The sequence below is a fragment of the Pseudomonas aegrilactucae genome (assembly GCF_019168305.1).
Lineage (GTDB): Bacteria > Pseudomonadota > Gammaproteobacteria > Pseudomonadales > Pseudomonadaceae > Aquipseudomonas > Aquipseudomonas aegrilactucae.
This window is the reverse complement of record NZ_JAHTBI010000044.1, coordinates 1-11461: the sequence shown is the minus strand read 5'-3', so window position 1 is coordinate 11461 and position 11461 is coordinate 1. Positions and strand designations below refer to the sequence as shown.

At 62.1% G+C, this 11461-nt stretch carries 10 protein-coding genes; 5 read left to right on the top strand and 5 right to left on the bottom strand.

Going from position 1 to position 11461, the window contains the following annotated elements; genetic code table 11:
- Window positions 1-130 precede the first annotated feature (130 nt).
- On the bottom strand, window positions 131-1582 hold the full coding sequence (gene pyk, locus KUO17_RS12870; protein WP_217975940.1) for a pyruvate kinase: 1452 nt from the start codon (window positions 1580-1582) through the stop codon (window positions 131-133).
- A gap of 185 nt (window positions 1583-1767) precedes the next feature.
- On the opposite strand from pyk, the gene KUO17_RS12865 reads away from it, so the two are divergent.
- The 3 genes from KUO17_RS12865 to sbcB all read left to right on the top strand — a co-directional run bounded on the left by KUO17_RS12865 (window position 1768) and on the right by sbcB (window position 4116).
- Complete coding sequence (locus KUO17_RS12865) at window positions 1768-2157, top strand: tol-pal system YbgF family protein (RefSeq protein ID WP_217975939.1); 390 nt, start codon at window positions 1768-1770, stop codon at window positions 2155-2157.
- A gap of 127 nt (window positions 2158-2284) precedes the next feature.
- A complete protein-coding gene (locus KUO17_RS12860; protein ID WP_217975938.1) occupies window positions 2285-2644 on the top strand; it encodes a PilZ domain-containing protein in 360 nt (119 codons plus the stop codon).
- 38 nt (window positions 2645-2682) lie between these two features.
- Window positions 2683-4116, top strand: coding sequence for an exodeoxyribonuclease I (gene sbcB / locus KUO17_RS12855; protein ID WP_217975937.1), 1434 nt, complete (start codon window positions 2683-2685; stop codon window positions 4114-4116).
- Window positions 4117-4189: 73 nt separating this feature from the next.
- On the opposite strand, the gene mvaT is transcribed toward sbcB, so the two are convergent.
- Window positions 4190-4567 carry a histone-like nucleoid-structuring protein MvaT gene (mvaT, locus tag KUO17_RS12850; RefSeq protein WP_217975936.1) on the bottom strand — a complete coding sequence of 126 codons (378 nt, stop codon included), beginning with the start codon at window positions 4565-4567 and terminating at the stop codon, window positions 4190-4192.
- A gap of 302 nt (window positions 4568-4869) precedes the next feature.
- Between mvaT and purU the strand changes: the two genes are divergently transcribed.
- Complete coding sequence (purU, locus tag KUO17_RS12845; protein ID WP_217975935.1) at window positions 4870-5718, top strand: formyltetrahydrofolate deformylase; 849 nt, start codon at window positions 4870-4872, stop codon at window positions 5716-5718.
- Between the two features lie 65 nt (window positions 5719-5783).
- Here purU and gpgD read toward each other — a convergent pair whose 3' ends face one another.
- The 3 genes from gpgD to KUO17_RS12830 all read right to left on the bottom strand — a co-directional run bounded on the left by gpgD (window position 5784) and on the right by KUO17_RS12830 (window position 9689).
- Window positions 5784-6557: an N-acetylglucosaminyl phosphatidylglycerol deacetylase gene (gpgD, locus tag KUO17_RS12840; RefSeq protein WP_217975934.1), complete on the bottom strand. Its 774-nt coding sequence runs from the start codon at window positions 6555-6557 to the stop codon at window positions 5784-5786.
- Entirely contained in the window at window positions 6550-7665 is a 1116-nt protein-coding gene (gpgS, locus tag KUO17_RS12835) for an N-acetylglucosaminyl phosphatidylglycerol synthase (RefSeq protein ID WP_425274854.1), read from the bottom strand. The genes gpgD and gpgS overlap by 8 nt, the downstream gene beginning before the upstream one ends.
- A 149-nt stretch (window positions 7666-7814) precedes the next feature.
- The gene (locus tag KUO17_RS12830; RefSeq protein ID WP_217975932.1) at window positions 7815-9689 is read right to left on the bottom strand and encodes a methyl-accepting chemotaxis protein; all 1875 of its coding nucleotides are present in this window, start codon (window positions 9687-9689) and stop codon (window positions 7815-7817) included.
- 172 nt (window positions 9690-9861) lie between these two features.
- On the opposite strand from KUO17_RS12830, the gene KUO17_RS12825 reads away from it, so the two are divergent.
- Window positions 9862-11337, top strand: a complete 1476-nt coding sequence (locus KUO17_RS12825; RefSeq protein WP_217975931.1) for a helicase HerA-like domain-containing protein — start codon at window positions 9862-9864, stop codon at window positions 11335-11337.
- The last annotated feature ends 124 nt before the right edge of the window (window positions 11338-11461 follow it).

Here is an 11461-nt window from a genome sequence, read left to right as displayed (position 1 = left end):
ATCAAGATCAAGATCAAGATCAACGGCAACAGCAACAGCGGAATCGTAGGTGTTGCTGAGGGCAGGTACTTTGCTTCGGCATAAAAAAGCCCCGCCATGAAGGCGGGGCTCGTGTGACAACCACTCAGTCTCAGACCAGCGGATCACCGACATGCAGAATCTTCATGCCATTGGTGCCACCGATGGTGTGGTAGCTGTCGCCCTTGGTCAGGATCACCCAGTCACCTTGCTCCACCACGCCACGCTTGAGCAACTCGTCCACCGCCGCCTGGCTGACTTGCTCCGGCGCCAGCGCCGCAGGGTCGAACGGTACGGTGTAGACACCACGGAACATCGCCACCCGGGCCTGGGTCTCGCGGTGCGGCGAGAAGGCGAAAATCGGGATCGACGAACGGATACGCGACATGATCAGCGGGGTGTAACCACTCTCGGTCAAGGCAATGATCGCCTTCACGCCGGGGAAGTGGTTGGCGGTGTACATGGCGGCCAGCGCGATGCTTTCGTCGCAACGGCTGAACTGGGTGCCCATGCGGTGGCTGGAGGTCTTGCTGGTCGGGTGCTTTTCAGCGCCCAGGCAGATCCGCGCCATGGCCTGTACCGCTTCGAGCGGGTAGGCACCGGCGGCGCTTTCAGCCGACAGCATCACCGCATCGGTGTAGTCGAGCACGGCGTTGGCCACGTCGGACACTTCGGCACGGGTGGGCATCGGGTTCTGGATCATCGACTCCATCATCTGGGTCGCGGTGATCACTGCCTTGTTGTGGCGGCGTGCGTGCAGAATGATCTTCTTCTGGATGCCCACCAGCTCGGCGTCGCCGATTTCCACGCCCAGGTCGCCACGGGCAACCATCACCGCGTCACTGGCGCGGATCAGGCCATCGAGGGTCTCGTCGTCGGCCACGGCTTCGGCGCGTTCGATCTTGGCCACCAGCCAGGCAGTACCGCCCGACTCGTCACGCAGGCGACGGGCGTATTCCATGTCGCTGGCATCACGCGGGAACGACACGGCCAGGTAGTCCAGGTCCATCTCGGCTGCCAGCTTGATGTCGGCCTTGTCTTTTTCAGTCAGGGCCGGTGCGGTCAGGCCGCCACCACGACGGTTGATGCCTTTGTGGTCCGACAGCGGGCCGCCGATCAGTACCACGCAGTGCAGCGCATCGGCGCTGGCGGTTTCGACGCGCATGACCACGCGGCCGTCGTCGAGCAGCAGCTCGTCACCCACGCCGCAATCCTTGACCAGGTCCGGATAGTCGATGCCGACGATCTCCTGGGTGCCTTCGGTCAACGGGTGGGCGGTGGAGAAGGTGAAGTGGTCGCCGACCTTGAGTTCGATACGCTTGCTGGTGAACTTGGCGATGCGGATCTTCGGCCCTTGCAGGTCACCCAGCAGTGCGACGTGGCGGCCATGCTTGGCGGCGATGTCACGGATCATGCGGGCACGAGCCTTGTGCTCGTCCGGGGTACCGTGCGAGAAGTTCAGGCGAGCGACGTCCAGACCGGCGAGGATCAGTTGCTCGATGACTTCCGGCGAGTTGCTGGCGGGGCCAAGGGTGGCGACAATTTTGGTGCGGCGAATGGTCATGCACAGACTCCTGTAGTGAAGCGCAGCGAAAGGCTACTCCGGAAAATCGCTGTAGTCATTGTTCCTTTGCACTACCTTGGTGGGGTGGGGGGTGGCGTTTGAACGGGCTTGACCCGCGATGGGCGTTACCCGATTACAGAACTTCCACCCATTGCCGATACACTGCTCAGTAGAGGAGACCCCCCATGCGAGCCTTGATCGTTTTAGCCCTGGCGACCAGCGTCGTCGGTTGCACCCGCTGGTCGATGGACCACCACCTGAACAACGCCTACCGCGCCTATGACCGCGGCAACTGCGAGCGGGTGATGCTCGAGCTGTCGCAAGTCGACCGTACCAGTCGTGCGCGCCCGTTCATCCACCCGGAAGCCTCGATGTTGCGCGGCCAGTGCCTGGAGCGCCAGAAGCTCTACGTGGACGCGGTCCAGACCTACCAGTACATCATCGAGCAGTACCCACGCAACGAATACGCCTACCGAGCCCGTGCACGCCTGCAGACCCTCGAGCAGTTGGGCCACTATCGCCCTGGCGGTGAGCCGGCCGTCGCACGTCCGGCCACGGTCAGGCCCTGGCGCTGATACCGAGGTTCCGGTGACAGGATCATGACGCCAAGGTCAGGTTGCGCTAGGCTTGTCTGAAGTACAACGTGTACTTGGCCAGCACTAGCGCGACTCTGCTCAAGGGTCTCCGACAGCGATCCATACCATGTTTACCGAGCGCCGTATCGAGCGTCACCTGCTTCCTTACTTTCTGAAGGTCTTCAACCGTTTTACCGGGCAGCCGATCGGCTACCTGGGCAACGTGTCCGAAGACGGTCTGATGCTGATCAGCGACCTGCCGTTGCTGGTGGGCCCTGATTTCGAGCTGCAGTTCAAGGTGCCTGGCCACGCCGGCGCCTTGCACCTGATCAACCTCACCGCCAGTTGTCTGTGGTGCCATGAAGACCAGACCCCCGGCCATTACGACTCCGGTTTCATGCTGCTGCAGGCACCGCGCGAGTACGACCAGTTGGTGCTGTCGTTGCGCAACTATTTCAGCTTCCATCCGTTGGGCGCGTCGGCGTGAGGTAGACTCGCGGCAGATTTTCTGTTCAGGACGACGCCGTGAACTCCAGCATTTTCTGGCACGATTACGAAACCACCGGTATCAATCCACGCAGCGACCGGCCTCTGCAGGTCGCCGGTGTGCGTACGGACTTTGCGCTCAACGAGATTGAAGCGCCCGTCAATCTCTTCTGCCAGCCCAGTGACGACATCCTGCCGCACCCGGCTGCCTGCCTGATTACCGGGATCACCCCGACGCAGTTGGCGGCTCAGGGGTTGTGCGAAGCCGAGTTCATGACCCGGGTGCATGCCGAGCTGGCCCGGCCAGGCACCTGTGGCGCAGGCTACAACTCGTTGCGGTTCGACGACGAAGTCACCCGCTACAGCCTGTATCGCAATTTTTTCGACCCCTACGCCCGCGAGTGGCAGGGCGGTAACAGCCGCTGGGACCTGATCGATATCGTGCGTACCGCATACGCCCTGCGCCCCGACGGCATCCAGTGGCCGCAGCGCGAAGGTCAGGTCAGCCTCAAGCTGGAGCTGCTGACCGCCGCCAACGGTATCGACCACGGCCAGGCGCACGAGGCACTCTCCGATGTGCGCGCCACTATTTCAATGGCACGGTTGATTCGACAACAACAGCCCAAGCTTTATGACTGGTTATTTCAACTGCGCAGCAAGCAGAAAGTCCTCGATCAGATCCGCTTGTTGCAACCAATGGTGCATATTTCCGGACGCTTTTCGGCGGCACGTAATTACCTTGGTGTGGTGCTGCCCTTGGCGTGGCACCCACGTAATCGAAATGCATTGATAGTGTGTGACCTGCACTTGGACCCCGCCGCATTGCTGACAGAGGATGCAGAAGTATTACGTCAGCGTTTGTACACCCGGCGCGAGGAAATGTCCGAGGGGCAATTGGCGGTGCCGCTGAAGTTAATTCAGATCAATCGTTGCCCGGTGGTGGCACCCTTGAGCGTATTGCGCGAGGAAGATCAGCAGCGGCTGGGTCTGGACATGTCGCTGTATCAACAGCGCGCCGCGCAGCTGAGAGCGGCTCAAACGGTGTGGCAGAACAAGTTGGATTCGATTTACAGCGAACAGGATTTCGCCCCGAGTGAAGACCCTGAGCAACAGTTGTATGACGGCTTTATCGGAGACCGCGACCGCCGCCTGTGCGAGCAAGTAAGAACTGCCGAGCCTTCCCAACTGGCCACTGGGCACTGGATGTTCGATGATGCGCGTCTGCCGGAACTGTTGTTCCGTTACCGTGCGCGCAATTTCCCCGAGACCTTGAGCATGGAGGACCGGCAACGCTGGTCGAGGTTCTGCCAGCAACGCCTGAGTGACCCTGCCATGGGCGCGCCCAACACGCTGCAAGGCTTTGAGCAGGCATTGCAGGCAGCCTGGCAACAGGCCGATGCGCCGCAGCGCGAATTGCTCGCACAATGGCAGGCGCATGCTCAGGCCGTGCGTCAGCGCCTGGTACTGGCGTAAATCCCCGGCAATAAAAAACGCCAGCATGCTGGCGTTTTGGGGTGACCTGTAACAAAGGTTACAGTGTCGGGTATTAACCCAGCAGGGTTGCCCAACCTTCTACCACGTCACCGCCCCACTTGGCTTTCCACTCTTTCAGGGTCTTGTGGTTGCCACCTTTGGTTTCGATGACTTCGCCGTTGTGCGGGTTCTTGTATTGCTTGACCTTGCGTGCACGCTTGGTGCCGGTGGCTTTAACCGGGCCGCGTGGGGCCTTGTTCAGTTTGGCTTCCGGGTCCAGCAGGGCAATAATGTCGCGCAGCGATTTCGAGTATTCACCCATCAGCTCACGCAGTTTGGCTTCGAACTCCAGCTCTGTTTTCAGCTTGTTGTCTTCGGACAGGTTTTTCAGGCGGGCCTGCAGTTCTTTGATAGCTTCTTCTGTGGCGCGATATTCGTTGATCAGGGACATGATGTATTCCTTGGGGTGAAGGTAAGCAGGACTGCGGTGCGCCAATAATAGTCAGACGGTTAATACAAGTAAACATTAAACCGCGACGACAGCTCAATACCTTCATAATTGAAAGGATATTGTGCCGCGTGGCGTGCTAGTGCACCTTCAATTGTTAAATAACTTTAATGTGGAACGGGTGAGCCACCGGCGTGGACGGCGCGGCGCCGCGCGCGCCGGGATACACGGTATGCAATCACTACTGCAGTTTTGCTGGGCAGTCGTTAGAATACGCGCCTTTGTGAAGTCCTGGAGCCCCTCTCATGCGCACCTATCGGCTGGTGATTGCTTGCCCCGACCGTGTCGGCATCGTTGCCAAAGTCAGTAATTTTCTGGCCTCCCATAACGGCTGGATCACCGAAGCAAGCCATCATTCCGATGACCTGAGCGGTTGGTTCTTCATGCGTCACGAAATTCGTGCCGACACCCTGCCATTCGGCATCGAAGCGCTGCGCGAGGCGTTCGCGCCGATTGCCGAAGAGTTCTCGATGGTGTGGCGCATTACCGACACCGACCAGAAGAAACGCGTGGTGCTGATGGCCAGCCGCGAATCCCATTGCCTGGCCGACCTGCTGCACCGCTGGCACAGCAATGAACTGGATTGCGACATCCCGTGCGTGATTTCCAACCACAACGACCTGCGCAGCATGGTCGAGTGGCATGGCATTCCGTTCTACCACGTGCCGGTCGACCCGCAGGACAAGCAACCGGCGTTCGCCGAAGTGTCGCGCCTGGTCAAGGAGCATGCCGCCGATGTGGTGGTGCTGGCGCGCTACATGCAGATCCTGCCGCCGCAGTTGTGCCAGGAATATGCCCAGCAGGTCATCAACATCCACCACAGTTTCCTGCCCTCGTTCGTCGGGGCCAAGCCGTACCATCAGGCCTCGATGCGCGGCGTGAAGCTGATTGGCGCCACCTGCCACTATGTGACCGAAGAGCTGGATGCCGGCCCGATCATCGAGCAGGACGTGGTGCGGGTCAGCCACAGCGACAGCATCGAAGACATGGTGCGTTTCGGCCGTGACGTCGAGAAGATGGTGCTGGCCCGTGGCCTGCGTTATCACCTGGAAGACCGCGTGTTGGTGCACGGCAACAAGACGGTGGTGTTCTAAGGCCGCACATCAGCGTCGTGCCGGTCGGACCCGGTGCCGGGCCGGCAACAGCCGGCCGAGCCGGTTCATGCTGGCGGCCTGCTGGCCAGCCAGGCCATCTTGGTCATCGGCGTGCGGCCTTGCTGCAACAACTGCTGCAGGGTGTCGAGCCAGTACCGGCGCGAGTAGGCATGGCGCATGTCGACCGGGTGCAGGCCCAGGCGGATCGTGGCGGCCTCCTGCAGGCGCGCTCGACGCACCTCGCTGAGCACCTTGGACAAGCCCCGGCGCCAGGCGCTGCGGGCACTCCACACCAGGCCCGGTGCGGACACCGGGGTGAAATCGGGCAGGCGCAACAGGTGCTGCGGGTCGCTGGTATAACGCAGCGATGTTTCACGCAAGGCCTGGCGGGTACCTTCGCCCATCAGCCAGGCCGGTGCGACGAAACCAGTCAGTGGCCAGTCATAACCCTGAAAGCGTTCGATGCCGGCCTGCAGCCGTTCGAGCGCCTGGGCGCGCTCCAAGGCGTAGAACTCGCCTTCCCAGGTATAGATGCGACGCATGAAGTAATCGCGGGGCGTGCGTGGCGGCGAACCATCGTCGGCATGGTAATACCCGTGCAGGGCCAGTTCGTCGCCGTAGCTCAGGCGCCGTTCCAGCAGTTGGCGAAAGCCGGGGGCGTGCTGCAGTGCATTGCGCTTGTGAAAGTCGGGCACCACCAGCAAGGTCATCGGCACCTTGCCCAGCGCATCCACGGCTTCGACGAAGGGTTGATAGTCGGGCCAGGTTTCCGGTGCCACGTCGTGCAGTACCAGCAGCACGCTTTTGCCGGGGCTGTCGCTGGCGGGGGGCTCATGCATGGGCGCGCACCGGCAGGTCGTGATGTCCCAGCACGGCGCGGTAGTGCGCCAGCAGTCCGCTGACCACGTTGTCCCAGGCGTAATGTTGCTCGGCGTGTCGTCGTGCCTGCTGGCCCAGCGCGGGTGCGCCGGCCTCGAACAGTTCGCGCACCGCACCGGCCATGGCCTGGCCGTCGTTGGGCGTGCACAGGCGCCCGTAGGTGGCATCGACGATTTCGGTGAAAGCCCCGGCAGCCACGGCCACCACCGGAATGCCGCTGGCCATGGCCTCGAGGATTACCAGGCCGAAGGTTTCCTGGTCGCCGGCGTGCAGCAGCGCGTCGGCGCTGGCCAGTAGCCGGGCAACCTGATTGGCCGGGCAGAAGTGGTTGACGATGGTGACATTGGCCGGTACGTGGGCGGGCATGTGCGAGCCTACCAGCAGCAGGTGGTAGTGCTTGCCCAGGCGGCGCATGCAGTCCAGCAGCACCGGCAGGTTCTTCTCTCGCGAACCACGCCCGGCGAACACCAGCAGGCGCGTGCTGTCGGCCAGACCCAGTTCGGCGCGCAGGCCCGGGTCGCGGTGCCCGGGGTGAAAGGTGTTCAGGTCCACCCCCAGGCGCTGTACGTGCACATTGGCGATCCCCAGGCCGCGCAACTTGTCGGCCATGACCTGGCTGGGCGCCAGCACCCGGTCGAAATTGCCGTACAGCTTGCTGACGTAGGCTTCTACATTGGGCGTGAACCAGTTGCCCATGCGGTTGCTGACCAGCAGCGGCAGGTCGGAGTGGTAGAAGCCGATCACTGGCACGTCCAGTTGGCGTCGCGCATCCAGCGCCGCCCAGGCGGTAAGGTAGGGGTCGCCGACCTCGATCAGGTCCGGCTGCAGGTCATGCAGCACATTGCGCCACGGTGCCAGGCGCAGCGGGAAGCGATAACCGTTGCCGAACGGCAGGGCAGGGGCAGGCACCTGATAGATGCCATTGGTATGGCGGGCGCTGGCGCCGGGGATCAGCAGGCTGTGGCGCACACCCGGGTTGAGCCCCAGGCGGCGGTGTTTGGCATCAAGATAGGTACGCACACCGCCACTGGCGGGGGCGTAGAACATGGTGATGTCAGCGATGTGCACGATCAGCATCCCTCCGAGGCCGTCTTCAGGGTGTGTCATCGCGCACGGGTATGCGGCAGATGACTCGCCCTAAGGTGGACCTCTATGAAGGATAGTTTGTTCGATTGTGTTGCGCGCCCGGCGGTGTGGTGGCCGCCGGGCGTGATCGGTCAGATGCGGAAGCTGCCGACCAGGTGTTTCAGGCGGCTGGCCTGTTGTTCCAGGTCGGAGCAGGCGCGCAGGGTCGACTGCAGGTTTTCCACGCCTTCCTGGTTGAGCATGTTGATTTCGTTGATGTCCATGTTGATCGAGTCGACCACGGCGGTCTGCTCTTCGGTGGCGGTGGCCACCGACTGGTTCATGCCGTCGATCTCGCCGATGCGCAGGGTCACGCTGCCCAGGCGTTCGCCGGCCTGGTTGGCGATCGAGACGCTGTCCTGGCTGTGGCGCTGGCTCTGCCCCATGGTATCGACCGAGGCGCGCGCACCGACCTGCAGCTCTTCGATCATGCCCTGCACTTGCTGCGCCGACTCCTGGGTGCGGTGCGCCAGGTTGCGCACTTCATCGGCCACCACGGCAAAGCCGCGACCGGCCTCACCGGCACGGGCTGCCTCGATGGCCGCGTTGAGCGCCAGCAGGTTGGTCTGTTGCGAGATGCTGGTGATCACTTCGAGAATCTGACCGATGTTCACGGTCTTGCTGTTGAGCGTCTCGATGTGGGAGCTGGAGGTGCAGATCAGGTCAGACAGCTTGTTCATCGCCTGGATGCTGCGATCGACCACCTGTTGGCCTTCCTCGGCCAGATGACGTGCGGAGCTGGCCTGTTGCGACGCCTGCGCGGCGTTGTGGGCGATTTCCTGAGCCGCAGCGCCGAGCTGGTTGATCGCGGCGGCCACGCTGTTGGTGCGGTTGGACTGCTCGTCGGAGTTGACCATCGAGGAGTTCGAGGCGCTGACCACGCGCAGGGCCACTTCGTTGACCTGCTGGGTGGCCGAGGACACTTCACGGATCGAGGTATGGATGCGCTCCACGAAGCGGTTGAAGGCGTTGCCCAGGGTGCCGAACTCGTCGTGGCTGTGAATCGCAAGGCGTTTGGTGAGGTCGCCTTCACCTTCGGCAATGTCTTCCATGGCGCGGGTCATGGTGTGCAGTGGTTGCAGCAACAGGCGGATGAGCATGCCCAGCAGCGCGATGATGATGGCGACCGCAATCACGGTGACAATCACCGCCGAGGTGCGGAAGGTGCTCAGCATCGAGTAGGCTTTTTCCTTGTCGATCGACAGGCCGATGTGCCAGTTGGCCGATGGCAGGCCTTTGACCGGTGCGAAGCTGAGGATGCGGGTCTGGCCGTTGATTTGGACCTCGGTCAGTTCCTTGGTCAGGCGCGGGGTGTTGTTCGGGTAGAGATCGGACAGCGACTTCATCACGAGGTCCTTGTCCTGGTGCACGAGGATCTTGCCTTGATCGTTCACCAGAAAGGCATAGCCCATGCCGCCGAAATTCAGCGAGTTGATGATCTTGACCAGGTCGTCCAGATCCATGTCACCGCCGACCACGCCCAGCTCGCGCGAAGCGGTGGCGTTCATCCCGATCACCATCTTGCCGGTACTGATGTCCAGGTAGGGTTCGGTCAGGGTCGGGCCGTTGGCCGCCATGCTGTCCTTGTACCAGGCACGCACGCGGGGGTCATAGCCCTCGGGCATCTTGATCACCGGGCGCACGTTGAAGCCGCCGTCGGTCTTGCCCATGTAGACGGTGATGAAGCTTGACGCCAGGACCTGCTGGCTGAGCAGGGAGTCGAGGTTCTCGGGGTGTGCCGCGATGTTCTGTGCCAGGTTCTGCACCAGCAGCAGGCGCCCTTCGAAGAGGTTCTTGATATTGGTCGAGGCGGCATCGCCCATTTCGCCAACATAGTTTTCCAGATCCTCGCGAATCGCATTACGCTGCAAGTAATCGTTGTACAGAGTGAAGAGGGTGAATGCCGTCAGTACGATCAGGGAGGCGGCAAGCAGAATCTTGTGGCTGAAACGCAGGCTTTTGTTCATGGCGTAATGGGTCCGCTAAGGTCTTATATCATCCGGGTAATTCGCACGAAGGGCAGATTGAAAGCAGTGCAGTTCCCATGTCCTTGTCGGGCCTTTCCTGTCTTTCTGAATGAAACGTCACTATTCCCTATCGGCCAAGTACTACTAAAGCTTAAACAGAGGGTGAAAAAACATGCCTGACTCTTCGCAGTTCATTCTGGGGGCCGACCTGGCCGGGCAGCCGGTGGCCCAGGCCTTGCGGCTGGCCAATCGTCATGGTTTGGTGGCGGGCGCTACCGGCACGGGCAAGACCGTGACCCTGCAGCACCTGGCCGAAGCATTCAGTGATGCGGGCGTGGCGGTGTTTGCCGCTGACGTCAAGGGCGACCTGTGCGGCCTGGGTGCTGTGGGCAGCCCGCAAGGCAAGGTGGCCGAGCGCATTGCCGGCATGCCCTGGCTGAACCATCGGCCGCAGGCGTACCCGGTGACCCTGTGGGATGTGCACGGCCAGTCTGGCCACCCCTTGCGTACCACGTTGAGTGAAATGGGCCCGTTGCTGCTGGGCAACCTGCTGGAGCTCAACGACAGCCAGCAGGCCGCGCTGTATGCGGCGTTCAAGGTGGCCGATCGTGAAGGGCTGTTGCTGCTGGACATCAAGGACCTCAAGGCCTTGCTTGGGCACCTGAAAGACAACCCCGAAGTGCTGGGCGACGACAGTGCCTTGATGACCAGCGGTTCGAGCCAGGCACTGTTGCGGCGCCTGGCCACGCTGGAGCAGCAGGGCGCCGAGGCGTTGTTCGGGGAGCCGGCGTTGCAGTTGCAGGACATCTTGCAACCGGCGGTGGATGGGCGCGGGCGCATTCACCTGCTTGATGCCAGCCGCCTGGTGCACGAGGCACCGAAGGTGTATGCGACGTTCCTGCTGTGGTTGCTGGCCGAGTTGTTCGAGCAGTTGCCTGAGCGGGGGGATGCCGACAAGCCGTTGCTGGCGTTGTTCTTCGATGAAGCGCACCTGCTGTTCAGTGGTACGCCCAAGGCCTTGCAGGACCGACTGGAACAGGTGGTGCGGCTGATTCGTTCCAAGGGGGTGGGGGTGTATTTCGTCACCCAGTCGCCGGGCGACCTGCCTGACGATGTGCTGGCCCAGTTGGGTTTGCGTATCCAGCATGGGTTGCGTGCGTTCACGGCCAAGGAGCAGAAATCTCTGCGTGCGGTGGCCGATGGCTTTAGGCCGAACCCGGCGTTCGACACCCTGTCGGTGCTGACCGAGCTTGGGATTGGCGAGGCGTTGGTGGGGACCTTGCAGGAGAAGGGCACGCCTGGGATGGTCGAGCGTGTGCTGATCGCGCCGCCGCAATCGCGGATTGGGCCGTTGAGCGCGGCGGAGCGTGCGGCGTTGATTGCGGCGTCGCCGTTGGTGGGGCGGTATGACAAGCCGATCGATCGGGAGTCGGCCTATGAACTGCTTATGGCGCGCAAGGGCGAGACGCCGGGCGCGCAGCCGCAGCAGGCGCCGGGTGAGGAGAGTTTTGCCGACAAGGCGGGAGATTTTCTGCAGAGTGCGGCTGGGCAGGCGATCAAGTCGGCGGTGCGGCAGGCGGCGAATCAGTTTGGGCGGCAGTTGGTGCGTGGGTTGATGGGGTCGTTATTGGGAAGCAAGCGGCGCTAGAGCGCCGTTGCTGTGGCTGTGGCTGTGGCTGTGGCTGTGGCTGTTGCTGTTGCTCGTGATCTTGATCTTGATCTTGATTTTCCGTCCCCCAGGAGGCCGAACGTAGGTGTCGTGCAGGGGGCAG